The 13,840-nt window shown below is 70.0% G+C and carries 12 protein-coding genes and 2 tRNA genes; 11 read left to right on the top strand and 3 right to left on the bottom strand.

Annotated features, from left to right (window positions below; all coding sequences use genetic code 11):
- The first annotated feature begins 29 nt into the window (after positions 1–29).
- The 6 genes from AB0J04_RS13500 to AB0J04_RS13475 all read left to right on the top strand — a co-directional run bounded on the left by AB0J04_RS13500 (position 30) and on the right by AB0J04_RS13475 (position 4,155).
- A complete protein-coding gene (locus AB0J04_RS13500) occupies positions 30–194 on the top strand; it encodes a hypothetical protein (RefSeq protein WP_351915602.1) in 165 nt (54 codons plus the stop codon).
- Between the two features lie 114 nt (positions 195–308).
- On the top strand, positions 309–935 hold the full coding sequence (nadD, locus tag AB0J04_RS13495; RefSeq protein WP_351915603.1) for a nicotinate-nucleotide adenylyltransferase: 627 nt from the start codon (positions 309–311) through the stop codon (positions 933–935).
- Between the two features lie 16 nt (positions 936–951).
- The gene (locus tag AB0J04_RS13490) at positions 952–2,763 is read left to right on the top strand and encodes an LCP family protein (protein WP_363168518.1); all 1,812 of its coding nucleotides are present in this window, start codon (positions 952–954) and stop codon (positions 2,761–2,763) included.
- Positions 2,764–2,849: 86 nt separating this feature from the next.
- The gene (gene rsfS / locus AB0J04_RS13485; RefSeq protein WP_351915607.1) at positions 2,850–3,296 is read left to right on the top strand and encodes a ribosome silencing factor; all 447 of its coding nucleotides are present in this window, start codon (positions 2,850–2,852) and stop codon (positions 3,294–3,296) included.
- A complete protein-coding gene (locus tag AB0J04_RS13480; RefSeq protein WP_363168517.1) occupies positions 3,293–3,964 on the top strand; it encodes a histidine phosphatase family protein in 672 nt (223 codons plus the stop codon). Before rsfS ends, AB0J04_RS13480 begins: the two co-directional genes overlap by 4 nt.
- A 118-nt stretch (positions 3,965–4,082) precedes the next feature.
- Positions 4,083–4,155 (top strand) — tRNA-Ala (locus AB0J04_RS13475).
- A gap of 86 nt (positions 4,156–4,241) precedes the next feature.
- Here AB0J04_RS13475 and AB0J04_RS13470 read toward each other — a convergent pair.
- A complete protein-coding gene (locus tag AB0J04_RS13470) occupies positions 4,242–5,015 on the bottom strand; it encodes a helix-turn-helix transcriptional regulator (protein ID WP_363168543.1) in 774 nt (257 codons plus the stop codon).
- A gap of 388 nt (positions 5,016–5,403) precedes the next feature.
- On the opposite strand from AB0J04_RS13470, the gene AB0J04_RS13465 reads away from it, so the two are divergent.
- From AB0J04_RS13465 to AB0J04_RS13450, 4 genes are all read left to right on the top strand, one after another.
- Entirely contained in the window at positions 5,404–6,792 is a 1,389-nt protein-coding gene (locus AB0J04_RS13465) for an MFS transporter (RefSeq protein ID WP_363168542.1), read from the top strand.
- A 69-nt stretch (positions 6,793–6,861) separates the two neighbouring features.
- The gene (locus AB0J04_RS13460) at positions 6,862–7,035 is read left to right on the top strand and encodes a hypothetical protein (protein WP_329217253.1); all 174 of its coding nucleotides are present in this window, start codon (positions 6,862–6,864) and stop codon (positions 7,033–7,035) included.
- 3 nt (positions 7,036–7,038) lie between these two features.
- Entirely contained in the window at positions 7,039–7,272 is a 234-nt protein-coding gene (locus tag AB0J04_RS13455; RefSeq protein ID WP_005479297.1) for a hypothetical protein, read from the top strand.
- 106 nt (positions 7,273–7,378) lie between these two features.
- Positions 7,379–7,451 (top strand) — tRNA-Ala (locus AB0J04_RS13450).
- 126 nt (positions 7,452–7,577) lie between these two features.
- Here the strand turns inward: AB0J04_RS13450 and AB0J04_RS13445 are convergent.
- Both AB0J04_RS13445 and AB0J04_RS13440 read right to left on the bottom strand, forming a co-directional pair.
- Entirely contained in the window at positions 7,578–9,188 is a 1,611-nt protein-coding gene (locus tag AB0J04_RS13445) for an NADH-ubiquinone oxidoreductase-F iron-sulfur binding region domain-containing protein (protein ID WP_363168516.1), read from the bottom strand.
- Positions 9,185–10,519, bottom strand: coding sequence for a cytochrome b/b6 domain-containing protein (locus AB0J04_RS13440; protein WP_363168514.1), 1,335 nt, complete (start codon positions 10,517–10,519; stop codon positions 9,185–9,187). The genes AB0J04_RS13445 and AB0J04_RS13440 overlap by 4 nt, the downstream gene beginning before the upstream one ends.
- 428 nt (positions 10,520–10,947) lie before the next feature.
- On the opposite strand from AB0J04_RS13440, the gene leuS reads away from it, so the two are divergent.
- Entirely contained in the window at positions 10,948–13,836 is a 2,889-nt protein-coding gene (gene leuS / locus AB0J04_RS13435; protein WP_363168513.1) for a leucine--tRNA ligase, read from the top strand.
- The last annotated feature ends 4 nt before the right edge of the window (positions 13,837–13,840 follow it).

Raw genomic sequence — 13,840 nt, 5'->3', positions numbered from 1 at the left:
CCGCCCTCACCGAATAGGTACTGCCGAAGATGAGCCTCCACAGCGCCGCCGCCCAGTTGGTCACCCTCGCCGCCGAGGGCGAAGAGCACGGTGGCAACCACGAGAGCCTCGACCCGTTGGTCACCGGCGGCAGCGCATTCCTCATCCTGCTGCTCCTGCTGTGGATCACCACCCGCTTCAACCGCGACCGCTGAGACCTCGCGACCACTGAGACATCACGTGTTCACCGACGGCCAGTCCGGCATAGCGGGACGCTCCGGGCAACCGCCGGCCGGGGCCCTTGGGCCCGGCCGGTAGGGTCTGCACGCATGGGAGAGCAGGACATGCCTACCGGCCCACGGAACCCGGGCAAGCGCCGCCTCGGCGTCATGGGCGGGACGTTCGATCCGATCCACCACGGACACCTCGTGGCGGCCAGTGAGGTCGCCGCGCAGTTCCACCTGGACGAGGTCGTGTTCGTCCCGACCGGTCAGCCGTGGCAGAAGACGCACCGCAGCGTCTCCCCGGCCGAGGACCGCTACCTGATGACGGTCATCGCGACCGCCGAGAACCCGCAGTTCTCGGTCAGCCGCATCGACATCGACCGCGGAGGCCCCACGTACACCGTGGACACCCTGCGCGATCTGCGGGCCCTCAACCCCGACACCGACCTCTTCTTCATCACCGGCGCCGACGCCCTGGGACAGATCCTGACCTGGCGGGACAGCGAGGAACTGTTCTCCCTCTCGCACTTCGTCGGCGTCACCCGGCCCGGGCACAACCTCACGGACCCCGGACTGCCCGAGGGCGGCGTCTCGCTCGTCGAGGTTCCCGCTCTCGCCATCTCCTCGACGGACTGCCGTGCGAGAGTCGCCAAGGGCGACCCCGTCTGGTATCTGGTGCCCGACGGAGTCGTGCGCTACATCGACAAGCGCGAGCTGTACCGCGGCGAGTGAGCCGAGAGGGGCACCGGTGAACGACCGATACGACGCGGGATACGGGGCCGACCAGTACGAACTCGTCGGCTATGACGAGTACGGGCAGCCCGTCTACCGGCAGGTCCAGATCCCGCCCCAGCAGGTGCCGCAGCCGTCCTACGACCCGTACGGGCAGCAGCACCAGGGCCAGCAGCCGTACCAGGGGCAGGGGCAGGGGCAGCAGGGCAGGCAGGGGTACGGCTACGACCCGTACGACACGGGCGGGCAGCAGACGCCCGGCTATGACCCGTACGACACCGGTCAGCAGCCGACCACCCCCGCGTACGACCCCTATGGCACCGCGACACAGGCCCCGTACGACCCCTACGGGCAGACCGCCGTCGGCGGACAGCAGTCCCGGGTCGAGCAGCCCCGCGTCGCCGAGCAGACCGCCTACATCCCGCAGCAGGCCGGCCCGGTCGAGCCCGAGTCGGGGGCCGAGTCCGCGGTCGGGGCCGACAGCGACGGCGGTGACGCGGCGGCTGACACGCGCGGTAGGTCCGATGCTCCCGGGCAGCCCCGACGGGAGTACCAGACCGAGCAGTTCGCGTTCGTGGAGGAGCCCGACGGCGACTCCGAGGACGTCATCGACTGGCTGAACTTCACCGAGAACCGCACCGAGCGCCGCGAGGAGGCCAAGCGCCGGGCCCGTAGCCGCATCGTCGCCCTCGGCGTGGTCCTGGCGCTGGTCGCGGTCGGCGGAGTGGGCTACCTCGCGTACGCCGGGAAGCTGCCCGGCCTGTCGTCGTCCTCGGACTCCGACAAGGGCGCCACGACCGCCACCGCCGCCCAGAAGCGGGACGTGGTAGTCGTCCACCTGCACGACACCGCCGCCGGAGGCACCTCCACGGTGCTGCTCGTGGACAACACCACGACCAAGCAGGCCACCACGGTCCTGCTCCCCAACTCCCTCGTCATCACGGACGACAACGGCACGACCACGACCCTCGCCAAGTCCGTCGACGACGACGGCTCCGCCGGGACCCGCGACTCGCTGGACACGGTGCTCGGCACCGACATCGAGGGCACCTGGCGGCTCGACACGCCCTACCTCCAGAACCTCGTCGACCTCGTCGGCAACATCGAGGTCGACACCGACACCGCGGTGCCCGACCCGGACGCCAAGAAGGGCGCGGCCGCGCTCGTCAGCAAGGGGGAGGACCAGACCCTCAGCGGCAAGATGGCCGTCGCCTACGCCACCTACCGTGCCGCGGGCGAGGCTCAGAACGCCCAGCTGGAGCGGTTCGGCCAGGTCATGCAGGGCATCCTGCGCAAGGTGTCCTCCGACGCGCAGGGCGCCACCGTCACCGTGCAGACCCTGGCGCAGATCCTGGACCCGTCGCTGACCGACAAGGACCTCGGCGCCTTCCTCGCCAAGCTCGCCGACCTCGCCAAGGGCGGCGACTACAAGACCGCTCTGCTGCCCGTCCAGACCGACGGCACGCTCAGCGCCGAGGCCGGCGCGAGCGTCGTCAAGGACGTCCTCGGCGGCGCCGCGAAGAGCCCCGACAAGGACGCGGCCGTCAGCGTCTCCTTCCAGAACGCCAGCGGCACCAAGGCCAACACCGAGGACGCGCGCGTGGTGCTCCTCAACGGTGGCTTCACCTTCCTGGATGCCGGTACGCCGACGGGCACGAAGGCCGCCTCGCAGGTGCTCTACGCCGACGCCGCCGAGAAGGAGAACGCCACCGAGGTGGCCAAGACCCTGGGCCTGGACGACAGCGTCGTGAAGAAGGGAGCCGTCGCCGCGAACGCCGACGTGGCGGTCGTCCTGGGCGAGGACTACAAGCCCACCTCGACCGAGTGACCCGTGTGATCCCTCCATCACGTGGGGTGCCGTCGGCGGTCCGTGAGACCCTTGGGGACAAGTGTCCGCCTAGGGAAAGCCACGTAGTGACCGCCACCGACCGCTCCATCGAGCTCATCACCGCCGCCGCACAGGCGGCCGCAGACAAGCTCGCGCACGACATCATCGCCTACGACGTCAGCGACGTGCTGTCGATCACGGACGCCTTCCTGCTGGCCTCCGCGCCCAACGACCGCCAGGTCAAGTCGATCGTCGACGAGATCGAGGAGCGCCTCCAGAAGGAGCTCGGCACCAAGCCCGTCCGCCGGGAGGGCGACCGCGACGCCCGCTGGATCCTGCTCGACTACGTCGACATCGTCGTCCACGTCCAGCACAGCGAGGAGCGTGTCTTCTACGCGCTGGAACGGCTGTGGAAGGACTGCCCCGAGCTGGAGCTGCCCGCCGACGCCAAGGCCACCCGCGGCAAGGCCCAGGAGCACGCCAAGCTGCAGGCCGAGGAGGAAGACGCCGCCGGGTACGGGGAGCTGCGATGACCGCCCCCGCGGAGACCGCCGCCCGCGAGCCGGGCCGCGGCCGTCGCGTCATCCTCTGGCGGCACGGCCAGACCGCCTGGAACGTGGAGCGCCGCTTCCAGGGCACGACGGACGTCGAGCTGACCGAGACCGGCGTGGCCCAGGCCCGCCGCGCCGCCCGGCTGCTCGCCTCCCTCCAGCCCGACGCGATCGTCGCCTCGGACCTGTCGCGGGCCGCCGACACGGCCGCCGAGCTCGCCGCGCTGACCGGCCTGGAGGTGACCCACGACGAGGCCCTGCGCGAGACGTACGCGGGCGTCTGGCAGGGGCTGACGCACGACGAGATCATCGCCCGCCACGGCGACGAGTACACCGCGTGGAAGCGCGGTGAGCCCGTCCGCCGGGGCGGCGGCGAACTGGAGTCGGAGGTGGCCGACCGGGCCGCCCCCGTCGTGCTGCGGCACGTCGAGAAGCTGCCCGAGGACGGCACGCTCGTCGTCGTCAGCCACGGCGGCACCATCCGGACCACCATCGGCCGTCTCCTCGGCCTGGAGGCCCACAACTGGGAGAGCCTGGGCGGTCTCTCCAACTGCTGCTGGTCCGTCCTCGGCGAGGGCGCTCGAGGCTGGCGGCTGCTCGAGCACAACGCCGGCACCCTGCCCGAGCCGGTGCTCGGCGACGACGACTGAGCGCCGTCGGGCCGCCGGGACCCGGATTTCACTTTCCGGCAGGTCGCAGGCTAAAGTTCTTCTTGTTCGCCCCGCCGAGCGGGGCGAAACACCATACGACTTCGGTCGCATGGGACAAGGGGCTATAGCTCAGTTGGTAGAGCGCCTGCATGGCATGCAGGAGGTCAGGAGTTCAATTCTCCTTAGCTCCACTGATCGTCCGGTCGGTCGACACTCTGTTGAGTTTGTCAAAGATCGATTGAGATCGGTTGAGATCGCTTCACGAAGATCCCGTCCCTCAAGGGGCGGGATCTTCTGTTGCCTCCGTTCGCAGCCAGGCCGCGCGCCGCTCCGTCTCCTCGTCGTTCGGCGTGTAGACGACGATCCGGCACTCCGGCATTCCGTTGATCGACAGCGACGTGGACGTCATCCTCAGTTCGCCCACCGCCGCGTGCCGGAAGACCTTCACGCGGCTGCCGGGCTCCGCCACGTCACCGGACGCCCACAGTCGCGCGAACAGCGGGCTCGCCTCCGACAGCCTGCGTATGAAGTCCTCCCAGACGGGTTCGCCGGCATGCAGTCCGTACGACGCCCGCAGGGTCGCCACCATCACCGGCAGCTCCTTGTCCCGGAACACCAGCGGGCTGTCCTCCTCCCGCACCGTGAACAGCCGCCACAGGGCGTTGCACGGTACCCGGGAGGCGGGCTCGGCCGTCGGAGCGATGAACAGATCGTGGTAGACGGGGTTGGCGGCGAGGATGTCGTAGCGCGAGTTGTAGACCACCGCCGGCCGGGGCGCCAGGGTGTCGATGATGTCCTGGATCTCCGGGCCCACGCTCTGCACCAGGGCCTCCGGCGCCGATGTGCAGGGCACCTCCGCCAAGTGGTACAGGTGCTCCCGTTCCGGCGGGTCGAGCCGCAGCGTGCGCGCCACGGCGTCCAGGACCTGCGCGGAGGCGTTGATCGGCCGGCCCTGCTCCAGCCACGTGTACCAGGTGACGCCCACGCCCGAGAGCTGCGCGACCTCCTCGCGCCGCAGCCCCGGAGTGCGGCGCCGCAGCCCGGGCGCCATTCCGACGTCGCCCGGTGTCACGCGGGCCCGCCTGCTGCGCAGGAAGGCGGCCAGCTCGGGCCGGCGCCGGTGCGTGGCCCCCGGCCCGGGTTGCTTCCCCGTTGCCGCCTCGGCCCCTGCCGTTGTCCGCCTGCCGGTTCGTGTGCCCATCGTCACGTCCCCCATCGTCACGTCCCCCATGGTCGATCTCCCACCCGTCCCCTGCCAGGTGCTGTCAGTACCAGCATCAGCGGGCTCTCGGCACCCGTACCGGATCCCCGTCACGCTCGTCGGCATGACGACGACACCCCGGACGAGCCCGGTCCCCGCGCCCGTTCCACCCGATTCAACTCCTGCTGCCAGTAAAGACCCTGGCACTGACAACCGGTCTCGGCGGCTGCTGGCGGTCCTGCTCGGAGCCCAGTTCATGGCACTGCTCGACGTCTTCATCGTGAACGTCGCGGCCCCCACGATCGGTTCCGACCTCAACGCCTCCGGCGCGGACCTCCAGCTGGTCGTCGCCGGGTACGCCGTCACGTACTCCGTGCTGCTGATCACCGGCGCGCGCCTCGGCGACCGGTTCGGGCACGGCCGGGTCCACCTCGTCGGGCTCGCTCTCTTCACCCTTGCCTCGCTGGCCTGCGGTCTGGCTCAGGGCAGCGCCGAGTTGATCGTGTTCCGGCTGGTGCAGGGCGCCGGGTCGGCCGTGATGATCCCGCAGGTGCTCAGCCTGATCCAGCGCACGTTCACCGGCGACGCCCGAATGCGCGCCCTGGGCGCCTACGCGGCGGTCCTCGCCGTCGGCGCGGCGGCCGGGCAGGTGGTGGGCGGCGTTCTGGTCAGTGCCGATCTGCTGGGCACCGGCTGGCGTCCGGTGTTCCTGGTGAACGTGCCGGTGGGCCTCGTCCTGCTGGCCGTCGGCAGGCGCGTCCTGCCGCGCGGCGGGGGCGTGGAACGGCAGGAGACGGTGGCAGGGGCGCGTGCAGGGGCGCGCGGGTTGGACTGGCCCGGGCTGGTGCTTCTTGGCGCGGCTGTCTCGCTGGTCACAGTGCCGCTCGTGCTCGGGCAGGAGGAGGACTGGCCGTGGTGGTCCTGGCTGTCGCTGGCCGTCGGCGCGCTCGTGTTCGTTCTGTTCTGCGGCTACGAGGCCCGGCTCGCCCGTCGCGGCGGCTCCCCGCTGATCGCGCCCCGTGTGCTGCGTCACCCCGGGATGGGGCTCGCGGTCCTGCGCGTCATGGCCGTCATGGCGGTCAACGGCGGCTTCCTGTTCGTGCTGACCCTGCACGTCCAGGGCGGCCTCGGCTACAGCGCGCTGCGTGCCGGCCTCACCTTCGCGCCGACCGCGGTCGTCTTCGGGGTGGTCGGGCTGACCTGGCGTAAGTGGCCCGCGTCCTGGCAACGGTCCCTGATTCCGGCCGGGTTCGCGTTCGCCGCGCTGTCCGTGGCCGGGGTGGGGCTGGCCTTCGAAGGCGGTGGCCACGGGAGCGCGTGGCTGTACGTGGCGTATGCCGGCGTGGGCGTCGGGCTCGCGCTCGCCTTCAGCCCGACGCTCACCGGGGCGTTGGCGGCGGTGCGGCCCGAGGACGCGGCGGACGCCAGCGGACTGCTCGCCACGGTCACCCAGCTGGGGCAGCTGATCGGGGTGGCGGTCTTCGGCACACTGTTCTTCAACCGGCTTGAGTCACTTGGGGCCCGGGAGGCGTATACCTCTTCGGAAGCGCTTCTCACATGCATGTTCGCGCTCGCTGCGACAGCGACCCTGGGTGCCGTGTCCGGACTGGTACTGAGGCGTCGCTGACCGTATTGGCCCGGCCGTGGCAGAATCAAACGGCCGGAAGGGGGCGCGGCCCGACGGGAGGGAGTAGCGATGCCTGCGAGCATCCTCGGAGAGGTCGGCCACCTCTCCGAAGCGGCGTTGACACGGGACAAGGCCACCCGGCTCAGCTGCCCCTCCTGCGGTTCCGGTCATGTGGCCCAGGTTCTCGGTGACAACGGCGGGATTTCCTACGTGTGCACGGCCTGCGGCCACAGCTGGAGCTGATCGATGGGTGCACACAGGCGAAAGTGCGACTGGTGCGGCAGCGGCACCCCGATCGTCCGTGACATGGAGCCGGTCAACGCCGACTACCAGTACTGGTGCGAGGAATGCGCGCGGGCGCTGATCATAAAAGGCGACCCGATCGAGACCTACCGTGAACTGGAGGGCGAGCCGATCTACGGCCGGCTCCTCGAGGAGCACTGCACGCTCAAGCGGTTCTATTCGTTCGTCACCGCTTGACCTCCTATACCGGCTGAAACCGGACAGGGCGGAAACGATTTGGTGGTCCACCCCCCGGGCCGGTAATGTTGGCGTCGCCGCCGGGGAGACCCGCGGAACACCGCAAGGGGCTATAGCTCAGTTGGTAGAGCGCCTGCATGGCATGCAGGAGGTCAGGAGTTCAATTCTCCTTAGCTCCACAACAGATCCCGCCGGATCGGATTCGATCCGGCGGGATCTTTTCGTTGTCTGCCGACTTGTTGTGTTCACAGGCGAATACGTGAGGGCCGCCCGAGAACGGGCGGCCCTTCATGTCGTCGTGTCGTTCAGCGGCCGAGGGCGCGGCGGCCGCGGCCCTGGGAGAGGACCGGGAGGTTGCGGGCGGGTGCCTGCGCGCGCGTGTCCTCCTCGATGCGCAGAGCCAGTGCGGGGCAGCGGCGCACCGCGCGCAGCGCCTTGGCCTCCGCGTACTGCGGCACCTTCGCCTGGGCGACCGTCGGGAAGCCGTCGGCGCCGAGTTGGAAGACCTCCGGGAGGATGTCGGCGCACAGGCCGTGGCCGCGGCACAGCGTCCAGTCGACGAAGATCTTCTGGCGGCTCGAGCCGCTCTCCTCCGGCGCGCTGCCGCTCGTGATGCTCGCCGGGGCCATGCCGGTCTCGAAGAGCGGCAGAACGCCCTCCACGGGCCGTCCGCAGCCATTGCCGAGGACGTGCGCGGCCAGGTCGTCGGTGAACGCCTTGATGGTCGACTCCAGGAACATCGCGGAGCCGTCCGGGTGTGAGCACGCGCCGCGCCGCTTGACGTTCTTGGCGACCTGCTTGAGCGCCTCCAGGGCGGCCGGGCCGCCGCCGTTGATGATGTCCTCCATGCCGCGTGCGGCGGCCGGCAGACCGAGGTAGCAGGGGCCGCACTGTCCCGCGCTCTCGTCGGCCAGCCACTGGGCCACGCGCAGCGACTCGCCCAGCGGGCAGGTCTCCTGGCTGATCGGCAGGATCGCGCCGGCGCCGAGAGCGCCGCCCACCGCGTCGAGGGAGTTGCGGGAGACGATCGCCTCGTTGACCGTCGCCGCGTCGATCCACTTGCCGTGGTAGCCGCCGGTCAGCACGCCCTGGGGCACCGGCGGGGCGCCGGCCAGCTGAAGGACGTAACGCAGCGGCACGCCCGTGGGGACCTCGATCACCATCGGGCGGGCGACCGCGCCGGAGACCGTGAGCATGACGGTGCCCGGCTCGTCGTACAGGCCGGTGTTGCCGTAGCGCTCCGGGCCGATGCGGGCGGCGATGGCCAGCTGGGCGAACGTCTCGGCGTTGGACAGCAGGGTGGGTGCGCCGCCGACGCCGTTCTGGGAGGCGCTGACCTTGCGGCCGGGCGGGATCGGCGGGCCGCCGTCGATGGAGCGGATCAGCGATGCGGCGGCGCCGGTGACCATGCGGATCGGGTTGCGCTGGACGAACGCCTTCAGGGCCGATCTACGGCCGTTGCTGAGGCCGCGTTCGGAGAGCGCGGCCTCCATGGAGCGCTGCGTCGATTCGCGGGTGACCCCCACCACGAGCGTGCGGGCACCCAGCGCCTCCGCGACCAGCAGCGCGCCGTCCAGGATGAGGTGCGGGGCACGGTTGATGAGCACCGTGTCCTTGCGGCAGGCCGGTTCGTCCTCACTGCCGTTGACGACGACGACCGGCCGTACGCCGCGCTTGATCGCGGCCTCGGCGACCGAGCGCAACTTCTTGTGGAAGGGGAAGCCCGCGCCGCCGCGGCCCTTCAGGTTGATGTTCTCGGAGAGCTTGGCGAGGGCTTCTCCGCCCAGGGGTTCGAGCGGCCCATGCACCTTCAGGTGCATGGGCAGGTCCAGTCTTTCGACAAGGTCGAAGCCCGACGTGAGCTGCGGAAGGCCGACCACGCGGACTTCTGGGACGTCGGGCAGGGCCTCGTTCACCTATAGCCTCCGGAAGGCGTGTTCCAAGGTTCGCCCGAACCCGGTGCGTCGAAGGACGCGCCGGGCGTTGGTTCATTGGCGGGACCGCTGTTGTACGTGTCGTTCTGGTTGTACGTGCCGTACTGGGTGTTCGTCTCACCGGTGTCGTACACATCACGTCCGCCGTACCCCGGAGCGCCCGAATTGCCATAGACCGGGATGTTGAATCCCGTGTCCTGGAGCGGGTCGTAGGCCGACGGAGGCGCCTCGCCGACCGGCGGCGGGGACGGGATCGGCCAACTGCCCGAGGTGCTGCCGCCGTTGTCGACGCGCGGCATTGCCTCCGTGGGCTGCACGTCGAACGCCATGTTCATGCGCGCCGTCTGGTCGGCCGCGTAGGGCTGCTGCTGGCCGCGCGGGGGTGTGTTGACGGCGCGGTAGGCGGCCGCGAAGCCGTTCGCCGGCTCCGGGGTGGCGGGGGTGTCGTACCGCGGCGACGACTGCGGGCTCATCCGGGTGGAGCCCATCGTGTCGGTCAGCGGTGAGCGGCCCTCGTAGCCGGGCAGTGCGGAGGAGCCCGTCTCGCCCACGCGTGCGCGTGAAGCGGCGCCCGTCTCGCCTACGCGCGCGCGTGAAGCCTCGAGGCCGTCCATCGCGGAGCGGTCCTCGGCGCCCCCGAAGACGGAGCCGAGCCGGTCGGCGAACTGGCGCTTGAAGGGGCGCGGGGCGGCGCGCAGCGCGAGGGCGGCCATGACGCCGAGCAGGCACAGGCTGTACAGGATCGTGAAGATCGGCTTGGCCTGGCGACCCGCGTAGAGCCCGTGGACCAGCGCGGCGCACCAGGCCGGGTAGGCCAGCATGTGCATGGCGCGCCAGCGGGCGGCGACCTCGGCGGGCGCGGCGAAGTTGCTGCGCAGCGCGCCTGTGATGCCGACGAAGATCATCAACAGGCCGGCCAGGGAGCCGAGGCCGATGAGGCCGGCGCTTCCGGTGATGCCGAGCGAGAACGGGATGATCGCGGCGATGAGCTGGGTGTGGTCGAGCGCGATCTTCGTGGTGATGTGCAGCAGCAGGAACGCGATCGAGCCGACCGCCGTCGTCCGGTGCACCGCCTGGCCGATGATCCGCTGGCGGGTGTTGAGGAAGATCCGGTCCTGGGCGACCAGGCCCCAGATCACCGAGCAGCTGAGCGAGACGAGGGACAACACGCCCGCGCCGAAGTTCAGGAAGGCTTGGAACTGGTCACCTCCGACCAGCACGGCTACGGGTATGAGGAGCAGGACGACAGCAGTCGCCGCCCCATAGGCCGACCGACCCGGCTTGGGGAGCGAGCTGTTACGACGAGGGTTCATGGGGGCAACTCCGAGCAGTTTCGGGAAAGCGGTCCCGCTGCCGAACTCTAAGTGGCTCCATACCGATGGGTACGAGGTTTGAGTTATTGCGTTGTTATGAAACGACAATGTGGCTGTCGTGATGTCCCTTAGCTACTGTTACGCGAAGTAACCCTTGACCTTGATTCAGTTCCGGCCCACCGATTCTGGTTGCAGCAACGTTGTCGCGACCATGCATACGTAAGCGCGTCGCGGCGTGCTCAAGGCCTGCGGTACCCTAGCGCCATGCGTGCTGTACGCCTTCTGCTTAGCGAGCCGCGCTGATCAGTCCCGACCGCCGGTGAACGGACGGTTCGGAATCGGCGCGGCGTCCCCTCCTGTGCGAGGGGATTTTTCGTTTCCTGGACGACAGGCCGCTGGCAGAGACGATCGATGGAGCTTTGAGGACCATGAGCGAGACGAACCCCGCTGCCGCCGCTGTCCCGGCAGAGGCCGCGCCGCACCGCTACACGGCTGCCATGGCCGCCGAGATCGAGGCACGCTGGCAGGACTTCTGGGACGCCGAGGGCACGTACGCCGCGCCGAACCCGAAGGGCGACCTGGCCGGTGACCCCGAGCTGGCCGCCCGGCCCAAGAAGTTCATCATGGACATGTTCCCGTACCCCTCCGGTGCGGGCCTGCACGTCGGCCACCCCCTGGGCTACATCGCGACCGACGTGTTCGCGCGCTTCCAGCGCATGACCGGCCACAACGTGCTGCACACCCTGGGCTTCGACGCCTTCGGCCTGCCCGCCGAGCAGTACGCCGTGCAGACCGGCACGCACCCGCGTGTGTCCACCGAGGCCAACATCGAGAACATGAAGGTCCAGCTGCGCCGGCTGGGCCTGGGCCACGACCGGCGCCGGTCCTTCGCCACGATCGACCCGGACTACTACAAGTGGACCCAGTGGATCTTCCTGCAGATCTTCAACTCCTGGTACGACGGCGAGGCGGACAAGGCCCGCCCGATCGCCGAGCTGATCGCCCAGTTCGAGTCCGGTGAGCGTGCCGTACCGGGCCACACGCGCGCGTGGCACGAACTGACCGCCACCGAACGCGCCGACGTCCTGGGCGAGTTCCGCCTGGCCTACGCCTCGGACGCGCCGGTCAACTGGTGCCCGGGCCTGGGCACCGTGCTGGCCAACGAGGAGGTCACCTCCGAGGGCCGCTCCGAGCGCGGCAACTTCCCCGTCTTCAAGGCCAAGCTGCGCCAGTGGAACATGCGCATCACCGCCTACGCGGACCGTCTGCTGGACGACCTGGACGCGCTGGACTGGCCCGAGGCCATCAAGCTGCAGCAGCGCAACTGGATCGGCCGCTCCGAGGGCGCCCGCGTCGACTTCCCCGTGGACGGCGAGCGGATCACCGTCTTCACCACGCGCCCGGACACCCTGTTCGGCGCGAGCTACATGGTGCTGGCGCCCGAACACCCGCTGGTCGACAAGTTCACCCCGGGCACCTGGCCCGAGGGCACGCACGATGTCTGGACCGGCGGCCACGCGACCCCGGCCGAGGCCGTCGCCGCCTACCGCGCGCAGGCCACCTCGAAGTCCGACGTCGAGCGCCAGGCCGAGGCCAAGGACAAGACCGGCGTCTTCACCGGCGTGTACGCGACCAATCCGGTCAACGGCGACCAGGTCCCCGTCTTCATCGCGGACTACGTCCTGATGGGCTACGGCACCGGCGCGATCATGGCCGTCCCCTGCGGCGACCAGCGCGACTTCGACTTCGCGCGCGCCTTCGAGCTGCCGATCCACTGCATCGTCGAGCCGACCGACGGCCGCGGCACCGACACATCGACCTGGGAGAACGCCTTCGGGTCGCACGACGCGAAGATCATCAACTCGGCGAACGGCGAGATCAGCCTGGACGGCCTGCCCGTTGCCGAGGCCAAGGCCCGCATCACCGAGTGGCTGGCGCGCAAGGGCATCGGCGAGGGCACCGTCAACTTCCGGCTGCGCGACTGGCTGTTCAGCCGCCAGCGCTACTGGGGCGAGCCCTTCCCGATCGTCTACGACGAGGACGGCGTCGCCCACTCGCTGCCCGAGTCGATGCTGCCCCTGGAGCTGCCGGAGGTCGAGGACTACTCACCGCGCACCTTCGACCCGGACGACGCGAACACGTCCCCGGAGACGCCCCTGTCCCGCAACCAGGACTGGGTCAACGTCACCCTGGACCTGGGCGACGGCCCCAAGAAGTACCGCCGCGAGACCAACACCATGCCCAACTGGGCCGGTTCCTGCTGGTACGAACTGCGCTACCTGGACCCGCACAACAGCGAGAAGCTGGTCGACCCGGAGATCGAGCAGTACTGGATGGGCCCCCGCGAGGGCCAGCCGCACGGTGGCGTCGACCTGTACGTCGGCGGTGCCGAGCACGCCGTGCTGCACCTGCTGTACGCGCGTTTCTGGTCCAAGGTCCTGTTCGACCTGCGGCACGTCTCGTCCGTCGAGCCGTTCCACAAACTGTTCAACCAGGGCATGATCCAGGCCTTCGTCTACCGCGACAGCCGCGGCATCGCGGTGCCCGCCGCCGAGGTGGAGGAGCGCGACGGCGCGTTCTACTACCAGGGCGAGAAGGTCTCCAAGCTGCTGGGCAAGATGGGCAAGTCCCTGAAGAACGCGGTCACCCCGGACGAGATCTGCGCCGAGTACGGCGCCGACACGCTGCGCCTGTACGAGATGGCGATGGGCCCGCTGGACGTCTCGCGCCCGTGGGACACACGCGCCGTCGTGGGCCAGTACCGCCTGCTGCAGCGGCTGTGGCGCAACGTCGTCGACGAGACCACCGGTGAGGTGACCGTCGTCGACGCCGAGGACGGCGACATCGACGTGGACACCCTGCGGGCCCTGCACAAGGCGATCGACGGGGTGCGCCAGGACCTGGAGGGCCTGCGCTTCAACACCGCCATCGCCAAGATCACCGAGCTGAACAACCACCTGACCAAGGCGGGCGGCGCGCTGCCGCGCCCGGTCGCCGAGGCCCTGGTGCTGCTGGTCGCCCCGCTGGCCCCGCACATCGCCGAGGAGCTGTGGCGCCGGCTGGGCCACACCGACTCGGTCGTCCACCAGGACCTGCCGGTCGCCGACCCGGCGTACGTCGTGGACGAGAGCGTGACCTGCGTCGTGCAGATCAAGGGCAAGGTCAAGGCGCGCCTGGAGGTGTCCCCGGCCATCTCCGACGAGGAGCTGGAGAAGGTGGCGCTGGCCGACGAGGCCGTGGTGAACGCGCTGGGCGGCGCCGGGATCCGCAAGGTGATCGTGCGGGCGCCGAAGCTGGTGAACATCGTCCCGGCGTAAGGGG

Source organism: Streptomyces sp. NPDC050263, from assembly GCF_040655955.1.
Taxonomy (GTDB): domain Bacteria; phylum Actinomycetota; class Actinomycetes; order Streptomycetales; family Streptomycetaceae; genus Streptomyces.
This window is presented reverse-complemented; position numbering and strand designations above follow the sequence as displayed.

What these genes read in the sequence shown, in the direction of transcription:
- AB0J04_RS13500 (WP_351915602.1), top strand. Translation starts at nt 30, where the DNA reads ATGAGCCTCCACAGCGCCGCCGCCCAGTTGGTCACCCTCGCCGCCGAG.
- nadD (WP_351915603.1), top strand. Translation starts at nt 309, where the DNA reads ATGGGAGAGCAGGACATGCCTACCGGCCCACGGAACCCGGGCAAGCGC.
- AB0J04_RS13480 (WP_363168517.1), top strand. Translation starts at nt 3,293, where the DNA reads ATGACCGCCCCCGCGGAGACCGCCGCCCGCGAGCCGGGCCGCGGCCGT.
- AB0J04_RS13470 (WP_363168543.1), bottom strand. Translation starts at nt 5,015, where the DNA reads ATGGCGCCCGGGCTGCGGCGCCGCACTCCGGGGCTGCGGCGCGAGGAG.
- AB0J04_RS13460 (WP_329217253.1), top strand. Translation starts at nt 6,862, where the DNA reads ATGCCTGCGAGCATCCTCGGAGAGGTCGGCCACCTCTCCGAAGCGGCG.
- AB0J04_RS13455 (WP_005479297.1), top strand. Translation starts at nt 7,039, where the DNA reads ATGGGTGCACACAGGCGAAAGTGCGACTGGTGCGGCAGCGGCACCCCG.
- AB0J04_RS13440 (WP_363168514.1), bottom strand. Translation starts at nt 10,519, where the DNA reads ATGAACCCTCGTCGTAACAGCTCGCTCCCCAAGCCGGGTCGGTCGGCC.
- leuS (WP_363168513.1), top strand. Translation starts at nt 10,948, where the DNA reads ATGAGCGAGACGAACCCCGCTGCCGCCGCTGTCCCGGCAGAGGCCGCG.